At 74.1% G+C, this 17328-nt stretch carries 19 protein-coding genes; 12 read left to right on the top strand and 7 right to left on the bottom strand.

Annotated features, from left to right (window positions below):
• Positions 1-25: 25 nt before the first annotated feature.
• Both QOZ88_RS10800 and whiG read left to right on the top strand, forming a co-directional pair.
• Positions 26-964 (top strand): tyrosine recombinase XerC, encoded by a 939-nt coding sequence (locus tag QOZ88_RS10800; protein ID WP_305999778.1) that lies wholly within the window; start codon positions 26-28, stop codon positions 962-964.
• Between the two features lie 92 nt (positions 965-1056).
• Positions 1057-1857, top strand: a complete 801-nt coding sequence (gene whiG, locus QOZ88_RS10795; RefSeq protein WP_091933709.1) for an RNA polymerase sigma factor WhiG — start codon at positions 1057-1059, stop codon at positions 1855-1857.
• A gap of 33 nt (positions 1858-1890) precedes the next feature.
• On the opposite strand, the gene QOZ88_RS10790 is transcribed toward whiG, so the two are convergent.
• The 3 genes from QOZ88_RS10790 to QOZ88_RS10780 form a co-directional block, all read right to left on the bottom strand.
• A complete protein-coding gene (locus QOZ88_RS10790) occupies positions 1891-2574 on the bottom strand; it encodes a DUF4262 domain-containing protein (protein ID WP_305999777.1) in 684 nt (227 codons plus the stop codon).
• A gap of 66 nt (positions 2575-2640) precedes the next feature.
• Positions 2641-3201, bottom strand: a complete 561-nt coding sequence (locus QOZ88_RS10785) for a M23 family metallopeptidase (RefSeq protein WP_305999776.1) — start codon at positions 3199-3201, stop codon at positions 2641-2643.
• 86 nt (positions 3202-3287) lie between these two features.
• Entirely contained in the window at positions 3288-3881 is a 594-nt protein-coding gene (locus QOZ88_RS10780) for a hypothetical protein (RefSeq protein ID WP_305999775.1), read from the bottom strand.
• 303 nt (positions 3882-4184) lie between these two features.
• Between QOZ88_RS10780 and rpsB the strand changes: the two genes are divergently transcribed.
• From rpsB to QOZ88_RS10755, 5 genes are all read left to right on the top strand, one after another.
• Complete coding sequence (gene rpsB / locus QOZ88_RS10775; RefSeq protein WP_305999774.1) at positions 4185-5102, top strand: 30S ribosomal protein S2; 918 nt, start codon at positions 4185-4187, stop codon at positions 5100-5102.
• A gap of 86 nt (positions 5103-5188) precedes the next feature.
• Positions 5189-6004: a translation elongation factor Ts gene (gene tsf, locus QOZ88_RS10770; RefSeq protein ID WP_305999773.1), complete on the top strand. Its 816-nt coding sequence runs from the start codon at positions 5189-5191 to the stop codon at positions 6002-6004.
• Positions 6005-6159: 155 nt separating this feature from the next.
• Positions 6160-6930: a UMP kinase gene (pyrH, locus tag QOZ88_RS10765; RefSeq protein ID WP_454970716.1), complete on the top strand. Its 771-nt coding sequence runs from the start codon at positions 6160-6162 to the stop codon at positions 6928-6930.
• A 70-nt stretch (positions 6931-7000) separates the two neighbouring features.
• Positions 7001-7558, top strand: coding sequence for a ribosome recycling factor (gene frr / locus QOZ88_RS10760; RefSeq protein WP_091933723.1), 558 nt, complete (start codon positions 7001-7003; stop codon positions 7556-7558).
• 244 nt (positions 7559-7802) lie between these two features.
• Positions 7803-8660, top strand: coding sequence for a phosphatidate cytidylyltransferase (locus QOZ88_RS10755; protein WP_305999772.1), 858 nt, complete (start codon positions 7803-7805; stop codon positions 8658-8660).
• Here QOZ88_RS10755 and QOZ88_RS10750 read toward each other — a convergent pair.
• Positions 8657-9760: a GNAT family N-acetyltransferase gene (locus tag QOZ88_RS10750; RefSeq protein ID WP_305999771.1), complete on the bottom strand. Its 1104-nt coding sequence runs from the start codon at positions 9758-9760 to the stop codon at positions 8657-8659. The genes QOZ88_RS10755 and QOZ88_RS10750 overlap by 4 nt on opposite strands.
• A gap of 17 nt (positions 9761-9777) precedes the next feature.
• Between QOZ88_RS10750 and QOZ88_RS10745 the strand changes: the two genes are divergently transcribed.
• Positions 9778-10428 carry a TrmH family RNA methyltransferase gene (locus QOZ88_RS10745; RefSeq protein WP_305999770.1) on the top strand — a complete coding sequence of 217 codons (651 nt, stop codon included), beginning with the start codon at positions 9778-9780 and terminating at the stop codon, positions 10426-10428.
• A 178-nt stretch (positions 10429-10606) separates the two neighbouring features.
• Here the strand turns inward: QOZ88_RS10745 and QOZ88_RS10740 are convergent, their stop codons facing one another.
• Entirely contained in the window at positions 10607-11377 is a 771-nt protein-coding gene (locus tag QOZ88_RS10740; RefSeq protein WP_305999769.1) for a polyphosphate kinase 2 family protein, read from the bottom strand.
• 94 nt (positions 11378-11471) lie between these two features.
• Between QOZ88_RS10740 and rlmN the strand changes: the two genes are divergently transcribed.
• Together rlmN and QOZ88_RS10730 are read left to right on the top strand one after the other, a co-directional pair.
• Positions 11472-12650 (top strand): 23S rRNA (adenine(2503)-C(2))-methyltransferase RlmN, encoded by a 1179-nt coding sequence (rlmN, locus tag QOZ88_RS10735; protein WP_305999768.1) that lies wholly within the window; start codon positions 11472-11474, stop codon positions 12648-12650.
• Positions 12647-13363, top strand: a complete 717-nt coding sequence (locus QOZ88_RS10730; RefSeq protein WP_305999767.1) for a VIT1/CCC1 transporter family protein — start codon at positions 12647-12649, stop codon at positions 13361-13363. Before rlmN ends, QOZ88_RS10730 begins: the two co-directional genes overlap by 4 nt.
• Before the next feature lie 28 nt (positions 13364-13391).
• Here QOZ88_RS10730 and QOZ88_RS10725 read toward each other — a convergent pair whose 3' ends face one another.
• Entirely contained in the window at positions 13392-13694 is a 303-nt protein-coding gene (locus QOZ88_RS10725; RefSeq protein ID WP_305999766.1) for a DUF2631 domain-containing protein, read from the bottom strand.
• Positions 13695-13838: 144 nt separating this feature from the next.
• Here QOZ88_RS10725 and dxr point away from each other — a divergent pair, with 144 nt between their 5' ends.
• Both dxr and QOZ88_RS10715 read left to right on the top strand, forming a co-directional pair.
• Positions 13839-15035 (top strand): 1-deoxy-D-xylulose-5-phosphate reductoisomerase, encoded by a 1197-nt coding sequence (dxr, locus tag QOZ88_RS10720; protein ID WP_305999765.1) that lies wholly within the window; start codon positions 13839-13841, stop codon positions 15033-15035.
• A complete protein-coding gene (locus QOZ88_RS10715; protein WP_305999764.1) occupies positions 15016-16407 on the top strand; it encodes a M50 family metallopeptidase in 1392 nt (463 codons plus the stop codon). The genes dxr and QOZ88_RS10715 overlap by 20 nt, the downstream gene beginning before the upstream one ends.
• Here the strand turns inward: QOZ88_RS10715 and QOZ88_RS10710 are convergent.
• On the bottom strand, positions 16391-17296 hold the full coding sequence (locus tag QOZ88_RS10710; protein ID WP_305999763.1) for an EamA family transporter: 906 nt from the start codon (positions 17294-17296) through the stop codon (positions 16391-16393). The genes QOZ88_RS10715 and QOZ88_RS10710 overlap by 17 nt on opposite strands.
• Between the last annotated feature and the right edge of the window lie 32 nt (positions 17297-17328).

Raw genomic sequence — 17328 nt, 5'->3', positions numbered from 1 at the left:
GCCGGAGCCGACGGACGGTGCCCCCGTGGCCACCCCCAGCACCGACGAGGTCCGCGCCGGGCTGCCGCCCGCGCTGGCCGAGGCGCTGGCCGGCTACGAGGAGCACCTGACCGGGCAGCGGGACCTGTCGGCGAACACCGTCCGCAGCTACGTCGGCGACGTCGCGCGGCTGCTGGACCACCTGGCCCGGCGCAGCGGCACCCAGCCGCACGACCTCGATCTCGCCACCCTGCGCAGCTGGCTCGCCCAGGGCCGGACCCGCGGGCACAGCCGGTCGACGACTGCCCGGCACGCCTCGGCCGCGCGGTCGTTCACCGCCTGGCTGCGCCGGACCGCGCTCACGCCCGAGGACGTCGGTCAGCGCCTGGTGAGCCCCAAGGCGCACCGCACCCTGCCCGACGTGCTGGCGCCCGAGCAGGCGCGGGCGCTGGTGGAGACGGCGGCGGGAGCCGAGGAGCCGGTGCGCCTCCGGGACGCGGTGGTGCTGGAGCTGCTCTACGCCAGCGGCATCCGGGTGAGCGAGCTCGTGGGCCTGGACGTCGACGACGTCGACCGCGGACGACGGCTGCTGCGCGTCCTGGGCAAGGGACGCAAGGAGCGCAGCGTGCCCTACGGCGTGCCCGCCGAGCGGGCGCTGGAGGCGTGGCTGACCCGCGGGCGGCCGGCCCTGGCCCGCCCGGACTCGGGGCCCGCGCTGCTGCTGGGCCTGCGAGGTGGCCGGCTCGACGCGCGCGAGGCCCGCCGCACGGTGCACGCGGCGACGACCGACGTCCCGGGCGCCCCGGACATCGGCCCGCACGGGTTGCGGCACTCCGCCGCCACGCACGTCCTCGAGGGCGGCGCGGACCTGCGTTCCGTACAGGAGCTGCTCGGCCACGCTAGCCTCGCGACGACACAGATCTACACGCACGTGACGGTCGAGCGGCTCCGTGCGGTCCACGCCCAGGCGCACCCCCGTGCCTGAGGCGCGCGGCCGGGTGGCGGGACCTGCGGCGGCAGTCAGGACCACGCGGGACCACGGACGGTGCCCGCGCAGCACGACCGAGGAGCGCGACCGTGTCTGAGGCAACCATCCACCGCATCGGCGGGTCCGGCGAGGACGCCGATGCCCTGCTGGCCGACCTGTGGGCGCGGTACGTCGAGGGCCGGGACGCCGGCCTGCGCGACCGGTTGATCCTCCACTACGCGCCGCTGGTGAAGTACGTCGCCGGCCGGGTGGGCAGCGGTCTGCCCGCGCACGTCGAGCAGGCCGACCTCATCTCCTACGGCACGTTCGGGCTCATCGACGCCATCACCCGCTACGAGCCCACCCGTGAGGTGAAGTTCGAGAGCTATGCCATGGCGCGCATCCGCGGCGCGATCATCGACGAGCTGCGCAACACCGACTGGATCCCGCGGTCGGTGCGCGTCAAGGCACGCGCTTTCGAGCGCACCGTCGCGGAGCTGGAGAGCAAGCTGCACCGGACGCCGACCGACGAAGAGGTCGCCGACGCCATGGAGATGGACGTCGAGGACATCCGGAAGTTCCTGGGTCAGCTGTCGCTGGTCAACGTCGTCGCCCTCGACGAGCTGCTGACCGACGACGAGGGCGGTTCCCCGCGCCTCGGGGACACCCTGCAGGACCCCAGCGCGCTGGACCCGCAGGCGATGGCCGAGCACGGCGAGGCCCGGCAGCTCCTGGCCCGCGCCGTCGAGCAGCTGCCCGAGCGGGAGAAGGTCGTCGTCTCGCTCTACTACTTCGAGGGCCTGACGCTCGCCGACATCGGCCGCGTGCTGGGGGTGACCGAGAGCCGGATCTGCCAGCTGCACACCAAGGCGGTCCTGCACCTGCGCACCAAGCTCGCCGACATCGCCTGACGTCGCGTACCAGGCCTCGTCGGGGGAGGCGGCTCAGCCGCCGGTCGGCTGGTCGCCCGGGAGGGGACCCAGTAGCGGCTGCGTGCCCGGGGGGTTGCGGTGCCCCTCCTGCCAGGGCAGCCGGCCGGCGGAGTCCGGCCAGATGAGCTGCAGGGCGTCCACGGTGCCGTGGAGCTCCTCGACCACGGCGAGGCGTGCGGTGTCCTCGACGCGGAGGAAGACCACGGGTGAGTCCTCGTCGGTCAGCGCCGTCGTGGCGGTACCCGGCGCGAACCGGGCACCGGCACGGACGGCCTCGCCCACGAGGTTCAGGTACTTCTCGGCGGCGGGGAAGGGGAGCCCCACCACGACGACCTCGGGGTGCTGCCACGCGGACAACCCCACCGTGTAGGAGTAGCGCGGCTCGCCCGGGGTGCCGCCACCGTGCAGCACCGCCCAGCCGAATTCGTCGATCACCCGGCGCAGGCCGCCCAGCCCCTGGTCGGCGTCCTGCTCGCCCTCGACCGGCGCGGTCTCGGCCGCCTGGGCCTCGACCGGCGCGGCTTCGGCCGCCTGGGCCTCGACCGGCCCGCCCTCGACCGGCCCGCCCTCGACCGGCCCGCCCTCGACCGGCCCGCCCTCGACCGGCTCCACGCCGGTCGTCCCGGCACCGGCCTGCTCGACACCGGTGGGCTCGCCGGAGCCCGGCTTCGCGGCTCGCTTGCGTCGGAATCGCACACCTGGACGGTAGCGCCGGGGTGCCGGGTCGCCCAGGATCCCCGCACGAACGGTGCGTACGGCCTGTCACGGGATGCTGGCTCGGTGTGGTGCATCGTCGGCATCCCCGGCGAGGGGAAGCAGCCGCACCCGTGAGGGCCGGAGCAGCGTCATCGGGTCGAGGTAGACCTCGCCGCGGCGCGCTCCCCAGTGCAGGCAGGCGGCGACCGGGCACCCGCCGTGGCCGGCATCCAGCACGCCCAGCGGATCGCCCCGGATGACGGCCCGGCCGGCGCCCACCGACGGCGTCACCGGTTCGTACGTCGTCCGCAACCCGCCGGGGTGGTCGACGCTGACCACCGGCCGTCCGGCGACCATCCCGGCGAAGACGACGACACCCTCGCCGGCCGCCAGCACCGGGGAGCCGGCGGCCGCCGCCAGGTCGACCCCGCGGTGCCCGGGCCCGTACGGGTGCGGTGGTGGGTCGAACGGGCGGGTCACCACCGGATCGCCAGGAAGCGGAGCGCTCCAGGGCGCCTCCGGGCGGGGCGCGACGGCGGTGGTCGGCGCCGCCGTCGCAGGGGCGACGCCCGCCAGCACCACCAGACCGAGGAGCAGGGCGGCGAGCGGACGGGCTCGGAGCGGCATCCCCTGATGCTCGTCGCGGGCCGCGTCCCGCGAGAGGGCCGGCCGGGAACTGTGGACGCCCGGGCCGGCTGTGGACGGCCGCTGACCTACCCGAGCGCGAGGACCGCGGCCACCACGCAGAGTGCCACGGCGTAGGCCACCGCGACGCGGACCAGGATCGCGCGTGCGCCGGCGTGCGGCTCGGGCGGCGGCACCAAATCCGGCCGGCCCAAGCGGAGAGCCTCTGCCTCGCGGTGGCTCCGGCGCAGCACGGTGGCGAACCAGCCGGCAGCCAGCACCGCGAGCCCCACCCATGTGCAGGTGACGAACACCGGCACGGCATCGCGCACCACCGAGCCTGGATCGTTGCGCCCCGGGGGCGCCGCGAGCAGCAGCATGGCCAGCGCGGGGCCGACGGCCAGCCCCTTCAGCCACTCCGGGTAGGAGCGTCCCTGCGCCGGCCGTCGTTCACCGGCCACGGCGAGGAGCGCCGCGAGCAGCGGGAGCGCGGCGGCGCCCAGGACCTGGCCGGCCCCCGTCGGCATCAGACGCTCCAGCGCCCGCGCCAGCACGTCGAGGTCGCTCAGCCACAACGCCCCCGCGGCGGCGGACATCACGGAGAGGCCGACCAGCAGCGAGAGCCGCCTCAGTTGCTGGGGGGAGCGCTGCCACGTTGCCGCGTCCGCCGGCGCATCCGTCACGGACGACTCCTCTCCTCGTCGGCCCGAGCGGCCGGTCCGGGAGGGGCAGCCTGCCACGCGGGCGGCCCGCCGACCGGCGGGATGGCGGCTGCCTGTGGACGCGTATGCTGTCCGGTGCGGCCCGTGCGAGCGGGTCGACTTCGCGCGTCCTCTTCCCGCCGATCGGCGGGGCGCTCGCCTCCTCGGTCCCGGCCCAGCCGGGTGAGTGGCGCCGCAGGACGCCAGGGCGGTGCACCACCCGGTGCCCGCGACAACCGGAATCCGCGCGGCCCCGGTCGCGCGCGGAAGCAGAGAGGCTGCGATATGGCAGTCGTCAGCATGAAGCAGCTGCTCGACAGCGGCGTCCACTTCGGGCACCAGACCCGTCGCTGGAACCCGAAGATGAAGCGCTTCATCTTCACCGAGCGCAACGGCATCTACATTATCGACCTGCAGCAGACGCTCGGGTACATCGACTCGGCCTACGAGTTCGTCAAGCAGACCGTGGCCCACGGCGGCTCGATCCTGTTCGTCGGCACGAAGCGCCAGGCGCAGGAGGTCGTCGCCGAGCAGGCGCAGCGCGTCGGGATGCCCTACGTCAACCAGCGCTGGCTGGGCGGCATGCTCACCAACTTCCAGACCGTGCACAAGCGTCTCCAGCGTCTCAAGGAGATCGAGGACATGGAGCAGACCGGTGTGCTGGTCAGCCTCTCCAAGAAGGAGCAGCTGGTCCTCAGCCGCGAGAAGGCCAAGCTCGACCGCTCCCTCGGCGGTATCCGCGACATGCAGAAGGTGCCCAGCGCCATCTGGATCGTGGACACCAAGAAGGAGCACATCGCCGTCGGCGAGGCCCGCAAGCTCAACATCCCGGTCGTCGCAATCCTCGACACCAACTGCGACCCCGACGAGGTCGACTACAAGATCCCCGGCAACGACGACGCGATCCGCAGCATCACGGTGCTGACCCGCGTCATCGCCGACGCCGTCGCCGAGGGCCTCATGGCCCGGTCGGCCGCGCAGGCCAACGCCGGCCGCGAGGCCGGCGAGGAGGCCGTCGGCGCCGGCGAGCCGCTGGCCGACTGGGAGCGCGAGCTGCTGACCGGCGGCACCGCCGACGAGCAGGCCGCCGCCACGCCGCTGCCCGAGACCCCGGCCCAGCCGGCCGACGCCACCGCCGGCGAGGTCGCCCCGGTCGAGGGCGTGCCCGCCACCACCGGTGGCAAGGAGACCCCCGAGGTCTGATCGACAGCCCGCCGTCCCTGCCGCACGGGCGGCAGGGGCGGCGCTGCCGCGGTTCCCGCAGATTCGACACACCCAGAGGAAGTGACATGGCTGAGTTCACCGCAGCCGACGTCAAGCGTCTCCGCGACGCCACCGGCGCCGGCATGATGGACTGCAAGAAGGCCCTGACCGAGGCCGACGGCGACTACGACAAGGCCGTCGAGCTGCTGCGCGTCAAGGGCGCCAAGGACGTCGGCAAGCGCCTGGAGCGCTCGACGACCAACGGCGTCGTCGTCAGCAAGGACGGCGCGCTGCTCGAGCTCGACTGCGAGACGGACTTCGTCGCCAAGAACGCCGACTTCGTCGCGCTGGCCGAGCGGCTGCTCGAGATCGGCCTGCAGAGCAAGCCGGCCGACGCCGAGGCGCTGCTGGCCACCGAGGACAACGGCCGGACCGTCGCCGCGCTGATCGAGGCCGAGTCGGCCCGCATCGGCGAGAAGCTGGTCCTCAGCCGGTTCGCCGCGTTCGAGGGCACCACCGCCACCTACCTGCACAAGCGGGCCACCGACCTGCCCCCGGCCATCGGTGTCGCGGTGCAGTACTCCGGTGGCAGCGAGGACGCCGCCCGCAGCCTGGCGATGCACATCGCCGCCGCCCGGCCGCGCTACCTCACCCGCGAGGAGGTCCCGGCCGAGGCGGTCGAGACCGAGCGCCGCGTCGCCGAGCAGACGGCCAAGGAGGAGGGCAAGCCCGAGCAGGCGATCTCCAAGATCGTCGAGGGTCGGGTCAACGCCTACTACAAGGACTTCGTCCTGCTCGAGCAGCCGTCGATCACCGAGCCCAAGCGCACGGTCAAGCAGGTCGTCGACGAGGCCGGCCTGACCGTGGAGCGCTTCGCGCGCTTCGAGGTCGGCCAGGCCTGAGCCGCACCCGGTACCGATGACCGGCCCCGTTCCCCTCGTGGGACGGGGCCGGTCGTCTGTCCGGCCGGCGCCCTCGCCCGGCAGGAGCCAGATCCGCCCATGCGGCAGGATCACCCCACCGGCAGCCCCATCGACACCACCCCAGGGATGAACCGTTGACCGACACCACCGCGCCGCTGTCCGCCCCCACCGCCTTCCAGCCCGCCGACGGGAGCGGTTACCAGCGCGTGCTGCTCAAGCTCTCCGGTGAGTCCTTCGGCGGCGGCAAGGTCGGTGTCGACGCCGACATCGTCAAGGGCATCGCGGAGCAGCTCGCGGAGGTCGTCGCGCGCGGCACGCAGGTCGCCGTCGTCATGGGTGGCGGCAACTTCTTCCGCGGGGCGGAGCTCTCCCAGGCCGGGATGGACCGCACCAAGGCCGACTACATGGGCATGCTCGGCACGGTCATGAACTGCCTGGCGCTGCAGGACTTCTGCGAGAAGGCCGGGCTGGAGACGCGGGTGCAGTCGGCCATCACGATGGGCCAGGTCGCCGAGCCCTACATCCCGCGCAAGGCGATCCGGCACCTGGAGAAGGGCCGTCTGGTCATCTTCGGCGCCGGCGCCGGGATGCCGTACTTCTCCACCGACACCGTCGCCGCCCAGCGCGCCCTGGAGATCGAGTGCCAGGTGCTCCTCATGGGCAAGAACGGAGTCGACGGCGTCTACGACGACGACCCGCGCACCAACCCCGACGCCGTCATGTACGACGACCTGGACTACGCGACGGTGCTGGCCAAGCAGCTCAAGGTCGCGGATGCGACCGCGATCAGCCTCTGCATGGACAACCGGATGCCGATCGTGGTGTTCGACCTGCTGAGCGGCGGCAACATCGCCCGCGCCACCGCAGGTGAGAGGATCGGCACGCTGATCAGCCAGCCGGCCTGACGCCGGCCGCACCGATCGGGCACAGACGAGGACGCCGGCGGGACGAGAACCGCCGCAGGAGGGACAACCCGTGATCGACGACACCCTGCTCGACGCCGAGGAACGGATGGACAAGGCCCTCTCGGTGGCGCGGGAGGACCTGGGCTCGGTCCGCACCGGCCGGGCCACGCCCTCGATGTTCAGCAAGATCATGGTCGACTACTACGGGGCGTACACCCCGGTGCCGCAGATGGCCTCGATCACCGTGCCCGAGGCGCGCATGGCGGTCATCAAGCCCTACGACATGAGCCAGCTGACGGCCATCGAGCGGGCCATCCGCGACAGCGACCTCGGCGTCAACCCGACCAACGACGGCCAGATCCTGCGGGTGATCTTCCCGCAGCTCACCGAGGAGCGCCGCCGCGACCTGGTGAAGCAGGCCCGCGCCAAGGGCGAGGACGCCAAGGTCGCGATCCGCAACATCCGCCGCCGAGCCAAGGAGGAGCTCGACCGCATCGCCAAGGACGGCGAGGCCGGCGAGGACGACGTGCGTCGCGCCGAGAAGGAGCTGGACGACCTCACCGCGCAGCACGTGACGCACGTCGACGAGGCGATGAAGAACAAGGAGACCGAGCTGCTCGAGGTCTGACCTCAGCTCGGCCGCCGCTCCCATGACACCTCCTCCCGCCGACCGCCCGGGCTCCCTCCGCCCGGGGGGTCAGCCGTTCCCGCGGGTGGGCGAGCCGGGACCGGGCGGGCGACGGCGGGGCGACGACACCGGGCCGGTCCCGGTCGCGGCCTCCCGCCCGCTGCCACCGCTCCCGTCGCGCCCGCCGGTCCCGGTCCCCGACGACCCCGAACCCGCCGATGACGACGTCCCCACGGCGACGGCCATGCCGGTGCCCGAGGCGGTCGCGCAGCTGCCCACCACGGAACAGCCGGTGAGCCGGGCCGGGCGCAACCTGCGCGCGGCCATCGGCGTCGGCGTCGGGCTGGTCGCGGTCATCCTGTTGTCGCTGTTCGTCTGGCGTCCGGCGTTCCTGGGCGTGCTGGTCGCGGCGATCCTCGTCGCCGTCGTCGAGCTCACCCGCGCCCTGGGCAGGGGCGGGTTCTCCGCACCGCTGGTCCCGCTGCTCGTCGGTGCCTTCGCCATGGAGGCGCTCGCGTGGACGCGCGGCCCCACCGGGCTGCTGACCGGCTTCTTCCTCACCGCGCTCGCCGTGCTGCTGTGGCGGCTGGCCGCCGGCCCGGTCGGCTACCGCCGGGACGCCGCCGCCGGCGTGCTCACCGCCCTCTACGTGCCGTTCCTGGCCGGCTTCGCCGTCCTGCTGCTGGTGCCCGACGACGGCGCCCTGCGGGTGCTCGCCTTCATCGCCACCGTCATCGCCAGCGACGTCGGCGGCTACGCGGCCGGTGTGCTGTTCGGCAAGCACCCGATGGCGCCCTCGATCAGCCCCAAGAAGTCCTGGGAGGGCATGGCCGGCTCCGTGCTCGCCTGCATGCTGGTGGCCACGCCGGTCCTGGTCCTCGGCCTGGACACACCGTGGTGGGGCGGGCTGGTGTTCGGCGCCTCGCTCGCCGTCTCCGCGACCATCGGTGACCTCGCCGAGTCGCTCATCAAGCGCGACCTCGGCATCAAGGACATGGGCGACCTGCTCCCCGGCCACGGCGGGATCATGGACCGGCTGGACTCGCTGCTGCCGTCCGCGGCCGCGGCCTACCTGCTGCTGACGGTGCTCGCGCCGGTCTAGGCAGGCCGGTCGACCGACCAGGTCGACCCGAGCACGGTGAACCCCCGCCGGGCGTACCAGTGCCGCGGCCAGTCCTCGCCCGCGGCCTCCAGCACGACCAGGTCGCAGCCGGCGGCCGCGGCCAGCTCCAGCACGCGGGCGAGCACCGCGTCGCCGTACCCGCGCCCGCGGACGTCCGGATCGGTCATGACCGACTCCACCGCCGCGGTCGCGCCGTCCACCCGCAGCTGCGCCGCGGCCACCACGCGGCCGTGCTCGCGCACCACCACGTCGGTCACCGCGACCACCCGGTCGTTGAGCTGCTCGCGGCCGACCAGCTGCCGCGCCACCGGCTCCAGCCGGTCGCCGAGGGAGGCGAGGTCGCGGCGCCAGCCCCGGTCCCACAGGTCCTGTACCTCCCGCTGGTCGACCACCTCGGCGCGGACGGTGGTCCCCGGCACGGGGAGCGCCGTGGGCCGGCCCATGAGGACGAGCTCCTCGGCGGTCCAGCCGCGGGTGGCGAGCTCGGCGGCCACGGTCCCGGCACCCGGCCAGGTGAGGAGGGCGGCCAGGTGCGGCCAGCCGGCGTTGCCCCCGACCTCCTCGGCGGCGGTCTCGACGGCCGCGGCGGTCACCGGCCGGGTGAGGACCAGCCGGTTGTTGTCCCGCGAGTGCGGGAAGTCGGGGTCCAGCACGGCCACCCCGCCGGGGACGTCGCCCACCCCGACCGCACGCCGGACCGGTACCGAGGTGTACAGGGCCACCGCGCGGGCGAGCGCGTCGCCGGGTGCGGGCAGTTCGGCCGGCGTCGGTGGCCGGTAGGGGAGGACCGCCACGACCGATGACGTCGGCAGCGGGCCGTAGAGGTGGGGGAAGCGCGATCCCGCCGGGTCGTCGGGGTGCCCGGGTTCCCACCGCACCGGGTCGGGGAGCCGCGCGGGGTCGATGACGAGCAGCGCCAGGTCGCGGCGGCCGGGGAACAGCCGCTGCGCGGGGAGGTGCACCTGCCCGGGCGCGGAGAGGTGCACGAACCCCTCCGGCGCAGGGGCGATCGAGCCCGCGCTCAGCGCGGCCCGCCACGCGGCCGGCTCGACCAGGTGCAGGAGGACGTCATCGGTCACCCTGCGATCCTCCCTGGGTGCTCGAGGACGAACAGCCCGGCCCCACCGACTGGGGCGCGACGATCGGCGTCGGCCCGTGGGAGGGGCCGTGGCCGGACGATCCCTGGTACGACCCGCAGCTGCTCGCCGAGGGCGACCGGCGCAACGTCGTCGACCGCTACCGCTACTGGGCGGTCGAGGCGATCGTCGCCGACCTCGACCGGCGCCGGCACCCCTTCCACGTCGCCATCGAGAACTTCGGCCACGACCTCAACATCGGGACGGTGGTGCGCACCGCCAACGCCTTCCTCGCCGCCGAGGTGCACGTGGTCGGCCGGCGGCGGTGGAACCGGCGCGGGGCGATGGTCACCGACCGGTACCAGCACCTGCGCCACCACCCCGACGTCGGCGGGCTGCTGGCCTTCGCGGCGGAGCGGGACCTGACCGTCGTCGCCGTCGACAACGGGCCCGGCGCCGTCCCCCTGGAGACTGCCGAGCTGCCGCAGCGGTGCGTGCTGCTCTTCGGGCAGGAGGGGCCGGGCCTCACCGAGGAGGCGCGCGCCGGCGCGGCGCTCACCGTCTCGATCGCCCAGTTCGGCTCCACCCGCTCCATCAACGCCGGTGTCGCCGCCGGCATCGCCATGCACGCCTGGGTGCGCCGGCACGCCGACCTCGGTGCCTCGGGCTAGTACCGCGACCGGCAACCTTCGCCTGCCTGGCGGCTGCCGTCCCGAGACCGCCGCGGATGGCGACGGAGTGCGCAGATGGTCAATTTTCGGCACGGGAATGGCGCGTCTGCGCGCACTGTCCTGACGCGAAGCGCTAGTCGGCCCAGCTTGGACCAGTCGAAGGTTGCGTGACGCGGTACTAGCGGCCGTCCAGCGGCGGGTCGGGGTCGATGCCGCGGGCCCGCAGCGCCGCCTCGACGGCCTCGCAGACCGTCCGGACGACGGCCGCCCGTGCCCACCGCTTGTCGTCGGCCGGGATCACGTGCCAGGGGGCCACGGGGGTATCGGTGCGCTCGAGCATCTCCTCGACAGCCGCCTCGTACTCGTCGCGCTTCTCCCGGTTGCGCCAGTCCTCGTCGGTGAGCTTCCAGGCCTTGTACGGGTCCGCCCGGCGCGACTCGAACCGGTCCAGCTGCTCCTCGGGTGAGACGTGCATCCAGAACTTCACCAGCACCGTGCCCTCGGCGGCCAGCGTCGTCTCGAGGTCGACGATCTCCTGGTAGGCCCGCTGCCACGCCTCCTCGGGGGCGAACCCCTCCACCCGCTCGACCAGGACCCGGCCGTACCAGGAGCGGTCGAGCACGGCCATGCCGCCCCAGCCCGGCAGCACCGGCCAGAACCGCCACAGGAAGTGGTGCCGCTTCTCGTCGTGGGTGGGGGCGGCGAACTGGGCCACCCGGACGTGCCGGGGGTCGAGCTCGCCGACCAGCCGCTGGATCGCCCCGCCCTTGCCCGAGGCGTCCCAGCCCTCGAAGAGCACCAGCAGCGGCGGGCCGAGCTCACCGGGCCCGATCTGGCCGCCGAGCAGCAGCCGCAGGTGGACCAGCCGGTCCTGGGCGGCGGACAGCTGCTTCTTGCCCTCCTTCTTGTCCAGGGAGAGGCTCAGGTCGACGTCGTCCAGCCGGCTCATGCGCACCGAGACTGCCAGGGATCCGGCCCGTCCGCGTGAGTTGGGTCTCCGGCCCGGGACCACGGGCCGGGGGAGTGGGAGCATGGAGGGCGCCATGACTGCCCTGCCCCTGGTCTTCGATGCCCCCCGCCGCGGCAAGCCGCCGCGCCACCTCGCCGACCTCACCCGCGAGGAGGCCCGCGCGGCGGTCACGGAGCTCGGCCAGCCGGCGTTCCGCGCCGACCAGCTCGCCCGGCACTACTACCGCGGGACCACCGACCCCGCGCAGATGACCGACATCCCGGCCGCCGCCCGCGAGGCCCTGCGCGAGGCGCTGCTGCCCGAGCTGCTCACGGTGGTGCGGCACCAGACGGCCGACAACGGCCGCACCCGCAAGACGCTGTGGCGGCTGCACGACGGCGCGCTCGTGGAGAGCGTGCTCATGCGCTACCCCGACCGCGCCACCGTCTGCATCTCCAGCCAGGCCGGCTGCGGCATGGCCTGCCCCTTCTGCGCCACCGGCCAGGCCGGGCTGACCCGGAACCTCTCCGCCGCCGAGATCATCGGCCAGGCGGTGGCCGCCGCCGCGGCGATGGCGGACGGCGAGGTCGCCGGCGGGCCGGGACGGCTGTCCAACGTGGTCTTCATGGGCATGGGGGAGCCGCTGGCCAACTACGCCCGGGTGCGCGCCACCCTCGACGCGCTGCTCGGCACCGCCCCCTACGGGCTCGGCCTCTCCCAGCGGTCGGTGACGGTCTCCACCGTGGGCCTCGTGCCGGCCATCCGCCGGCTCACCGAGGAGGGGCGCAACGTCACCCTCGCCGTCAGCCTGCACGCGCCCGACGACGAGCTGCGCGACACCCTGGTGCCGATCAACACCCGCTGGAAGGTCGGCGAGGTGATCGACGCCGCGGACGCCTACGCGCGGCGCACCGGGCGCCGCTACTCGGTGGAGTACGCCCTCATCCGCGACGTGAACGACCAGCCGTTCCGCGCCGACATGCTCGGCAAGCTGCTGGCCGGCAAGCTCGCGCACGTCAACCTGATCCCGCTCAACCCGACGCCGGGTAGCCCCTGGGACGCCAGCCCGCTGCCGGCCCAGCGGGAGTTCGTCGCCCGCCTGCGGGCCGCCGGGGTGGCGACGACGGTGCGCGACACCCGCGGTCAGGACATCGACGGCGCCTGCGGGCAGCTCGCCGCCGCCGACCGGGTCGAGGGTGTGCCGGCCGTGGCGCTGCCCACGCCGGCCGTCGAGGCGCCCGTCCCCCTCGGCGCGGAGGCCGACCAGGGGTGAGCGGTGCGCCGCCCGACGCCGAGGCCCACGAGCACACCCACGCCGACGTCTCCGGCGGCTGGCTGCGGGCCGCCGTCTTCGGGGCGATGGACGGCCTGGTCACCAACACCGCCCTGGTCGCCGGGGTCGGCGGCGGTGGCGCCGCCCCACGGGCCATCGTGCTCGCCGGGGTCGCGAGCCTCGTCGCCGGCGCGATCTCGATGGCGCTCGGCGAGTACACCTCGGTCAAGACGCAGAACGAGCAGCTGGACCTCGAGGTCGAGAAGGAGCGCCGGGAACTCGAGCGGAACCCGGAGGGGGAGCTCGCGGAGCTGATCGAGATGCTGCGGGTCCGTGGCGTCGACGACCGCCTCGCCCGCACGGTGGCCGTGCAACTGTCGCGCGACCCCGAGACGGCGCTGCGGCTGCACGTGGTCGCGGAGCTCGGCCTGAGCCCGGAGGACAAGCCCTCGCCGCGGGTGGCGGCGGTCTCGTCGTTCCTCACCTTCGGAGCCGGCGCCGTGCTGCCGCTGCTGCCGTACTTCCTCGGCGTGCCGGTCCTGTGGGTCGCCCTGCTCTGCGGGGGGCTGGGGCTCCTGCTGGCCGGGGCGCTGTCGTCACGCTTCACGCCGCGGCCGTGGTGGCACGCCGGGCTGCGGCAGCTCCTGTTCGGTGCGGCGGCGGCCGGTGCGACCTACCTGATCGGCGCGGCGATCGGCGTCAGCGTCAGCTGAGCCGCGTCCGCCGTTGCAGAGCCCGCCGTCAGCGGCGCCAGGCGGTCCTCTTGCGACGCAGGTCCCAGATGAGGACGAGCGCCATCACGCCGGCCAGGGCGAGCAGCCAGATGTCCTCGACCCGGCCCTCGTGGTTGCCGACCAGGTACAGCAGGATCACCGCGGTCGAGAACCAGCCGCCGATCTGGCCCCACTTGCCGGTCTCGCCGTGCCAGCCCCAGTCCTCGGGCTGCTCGTGCTCGACGGGGTGCTCGCCGGCGCGGACGACGGCCTCTTCACGGCCGGGCTGGTTGACCCGCTGGGTCGACGGGGAGTGCAGTGCCTCGGTCACCCGGCCATTCTTGCAGGAGCCGGCGCCGCGCACGCTCCGAGGTGGTGGACCGGCGGGTCGTCAGCGGTCGCAGGAGAGCCCGGCCTCGGCGCCGAGGTACGCCGGGAGTGGGGCCGTCGTCCGGGTTCTTGGCAGGATGCCCGCATGAGCGAGCCGCGCGAGGTCACGGTCCTGGGCTCCACCGGCTCCATCGGCCGGCAGGCGCTCGCGGTCGCCGCGCAGAACCCCGGGCGGCTGCGCGTCACCGGCCTGGCGGCCGGGGGCGGCGACGTCGCCCTGCTGGCGGAGCAGGCGCTGGCGCTGGGCGTGCGCACCGTCGCCGTCGCGCGGGCCACCGCCGCGCAGGACCTGCAGCTGGCCTTCTACGCCGCGGCGCAGCAGCGCGGCTGGGCGAAGGGCGAGTTCGCGCTGCCCGAGATCCTGGCCGGCCCGCGCGCCGCCGAGGAGCTGGCCGCCCGCCCGGCCGACGTCGTCCTCAACGGGATCACCGGTTCCATCGGGCTGGGGCCGACGCTGTCGGCGCTGCGGGCCGGGCGCACCGTCGCCCTGGCCAACAAGGAGTCGCTGGTCGCCGGCGGCGACCTGGTGCTCGCCGCGGCCGCACCGGGCCAGCTCGTGCCGGTGGACTCCGAGCACTCGGCCCTCGCCCAATGCCTGCGCGGCGGGTCCCGCGACGAGGTCGCCCGGCTGGTGCTGACGGCCAGCGGCGGGCCGTTCCGCGGGCGCACCGCCGCCGAGCTGGCGGGGGTCACCGTCGAGCAGGCGCTGGCCCACCCGACCTGGGCCATGGGGCCCGTCGTCACGATCAACTCGGCGACGCTGGTCAACAAGGGGCTCGAGCTGATCGAGGCCCACCTGCTCTTCGGCGTCCCCTACGCCGACATCGACGTCGTCGTGCACCCCCAGTCGATCGTGCACTCGATGGTGACCTTCGCCGACGGCGCGACGATCGCCCAGGCCAGCCCGCCGGACATGCGGCTGCCGATCGCCCTGGGGCTGGCCTGGCCCGACCGGCTGCCGGACGTGCAACCGGCGCTGGACTGGTCGGCGGCGAGCACGTGGGAGTTCCTCCCGCTCGACGAGGAGGCGTTCCCCGCGGTGCGGCTGGCCCGCGCGGCCGGCGAGGCCGGCGGCGTGGTCCCGGCCATGTACAACGCCGCGAACGAGGAGGCGGTCGGCGCGTTCACGGCGGGTCGGCTCTCGTTCCCAGGGATCGTCCAGCTCGTCGCGCGTACCCTCGACGCCGCGCCGGACCTCGGTGCCCCCACCTGCGTCGAGGACGTCCTGGCGGCGGAGAAGTGGGCCCGGGAGCACGCCCGGGGTGTCATCGGCGGAGGCTGAGCTGAGCGGATTCCTGCTGACGGTCCTGGGGATCGTCCTGTTCGCCCTCGGCCTGATGTTCTCCATCGCCTTCCACGAGGCGGGGCACTTCTACTGGGCCCGGAAGTTCGGCATGCGGGTGCCGCAGTTCATGGTCGGCTTCGGGCCCACCGTGTTCTCCCGGCGCCGCGGGGAGACCGAGTACGGCATCAAGGCCGTCCCGCTCGGCGGCTACATCCGCATCGTCGGCATGATCCCGCCGGCCGAGGAGAACGAGAGCAAGCGCGCCACGCGCATGCGCAGCTTCATCGCCGAGGTCCGCGGGCAGGCGCTCAACGACGTCCTGCCCAGCGACGGCGATCGCGTCTTCTACAAGAAGCCGTGGTGGCAGCGGGTCATCGTGATGTTCGCGGGGCCGTTCCACAACCTGGTGCTCGCCGTCGTCTTCTTCGCGGTCGTGCTGATGGGCTTCGGCATCCCGGAGATCACCACGACGATCCGCCAGGTGCCCGACTGCGTGCTCCCCGCGGGCGCCGCGAGCGCCGGTGCGGAGGACCCCTGCGCCATCCCCCTCACGCCCGAGGGGGAGCTGTGCGAGGCCGGCGCCGCGGGCTGCGCCCTGCCGGCACGCAGCCCGGCCGCGCGGGCCGGTCTGCAGCCCGGGGACACCGTGCTCGCGCTCGACGGCGAGCCCGTCTCGCAGGAGACCGACGTCGGCTGGCAGCAGGTGCAGGACGCGATCCGCGCCAGCGCCGACGAGCCGGTCGTGTTCACCGTCGAGCGCGACGGGGAGCGGCGCGACCTCACCGTCACGCCGATCGAGAACGTGGTCTACGCCGACGAGGACGGCGAGGCGACGCAGGTCGTCGGCTTCGTCGGCATCAGCCCGCTCCAGCGCGAGGTGCGCCAGTCGGTGACGGAGGTGCCCGGTCACTTCGGGGACATCCTGGTGCGCTCGGTGGACCGGCTGGTGGAGATCCCGGAACGGATCCCGCAGCTGTTCCGCGCCACCTTCCTCGGCGAGGAGCGCGACCCGCTCGGGCCGATCGGCGTGGTCGGCGTCAGCCGCATCTCCGGGGAGGTCTTCGCCCTCGAGCAGCTTTCCCCGGTGCAGAAGATCGGCTACTTCATCCAGCTGCTGGCCGGGCTGAACCTGGTGCTGTTCCTGTTCAACCTGCTGCCGATCTACCCGCTCGACGGCGGGCACGTCGCCGGTGCGCTGTACGAGAAGGTGCGCTCGACGGTCGCCCGCCTGCGCGGGCGGCCCGACCCCGGGCCGTTCGACATCGCCCGGCTGATGCCGGTGGCCTACGCCGTCGCGGGCCTGTTCCTGGGGCTGTCGCTGCTGCTACTCATCGCCGACGTCGTCAACCCGGTCACGCTGGCTGGGTGAGCGGCGCGGCCGGCGTCGCGCGGCTGCGGGCCGGGCGCGAGGCGACGAGGACGCCGGCCACCACGAGCACGCCGGCGACCAGCTCCACGGGGTCGAGCACCTCGCCGAAGGCCAGCCACGACGCGAGGACGCCGACCACCGGCACGAGCATGGAGAACGGCGCGACCACGTTCGACGGGTGGCGGGAGAGCAGCGTGTTCCAGATCCCGTAGCCGACCAGCGTGGCCACGACGACGACGTAGAGCAGCCCGAGCACCGACGGCAGCGCCTCGGCCGTGGCCGCGGTCGCCAGGGAGCGCAGGATGCGGTCGGGCCCTTCGACGACCAGCGCCAGGACGAGCATCGGCACGGGCGGGATCGCCGCCGTCCAGAGCGTCAGGTGGAACGCGTTCGGCGCCTGGGCCCGGCGGCTGCAGACGTTGCCGATCGCCCAGCCGAGCGCCCCGCAGAGGGTGAGGACGACGGGCAGCCAGGCGGCCGTCTGCGCCCGGTGGACCGCGATCGCGGCGAGGCCGAGGACGGCGAGGAGCACCCCGCCGAGCTGCCGCGCGGACAGCCGCTCGTGCAGCCAGAAGCCGGCGATGAGGACGGTGAACGGCGCCGACGCCTGCAGGACCAGGGACGCCAGGCCGCTGGGCATGCCGGCGGCCATCCCCGCGTAGAGGAAGGCGAACTGCAGGATCCCGATGCCCACCCCGACGCCGACCAGCCAGCGCAGCGGGACCGGCGGCCGGGGGATCAGCAGGAGCGCGGGCAGGCCCACGAGCGCGAAGCGCAGGGCGACCATGAACAGCGGCGGGAACTGCTCGAGGGCGAGGGCGGTGGCGGGGAAGTTGAGCCCCCAGCACACCGCTACGAAGCAGGCGAGGAGGCGGTCGCGGAGCGGCACACCGGAAGCCTGCGGCGGCCGAACGTGAAGGA

This window comes from Blastococcus carthaginiensis (genome assembly GCF_030731085.1).
GTDB classification, from domain to species: domain Bacteria; phylum Actinomycetota; class Actinomycetes; order Mycobacteriales; family Geodermatophilaceae; genus Blastococcus; species Blastococcus carthaginiensis.
This window is presented reverse-complemented; position numbering and strand designations above follow the sequence as displayed.

Coding starts and splice junctions, on each gene's coding strand:
- QOZ88_RS10785 (WP_305999776.1), bottom strand. CDS start 3,201: ATGCCGCTCCGAGCCCGTCCGCTCGCCGCCCTGCTCCTCGGTCTGGTG.
- rpsB (WP_305999774.1), top strand. CDS start 4,185: ATGGCAGTCGTCAGCATGAAGCAGCTGCTCGACAGCGGCGTCCACTTC.
- tsf (WP_305999773.1), top strand. CDS start 5,189: ATGGCTGAGTTCACCGCAGCCGACGTCAAGCGTCTCCGCGACGCCACC.
- QOZ88_RS10755 (WP_305999772.1), top strand. CDS start 7,803: ATGCCGGTGCCCGAGGCGGTCGCGCAGCTGCCCACCACGGAACAGCCG.
- QOZ88_RS10740 (WP_305999769.1), bottom strand. CDS start 11,377: ATGAGCCGGCTGGACGACGTCGACCTGAGCCTCTCCCTGGACAAGAAG.
- rlmN (WP_305999768.1), top strand. CDS start 11,472: ATGACTGCCCTGCCCCTGGTCTTCGATGCCCCCCGCCGCGGCAAGCCG.
- dxr (WP_305999765.1), top strand. CDS start 13,839: ATGAGCGAGCCGCGCGAGGTCACGGTCCTGGGCTCCACCGGCTCCATC.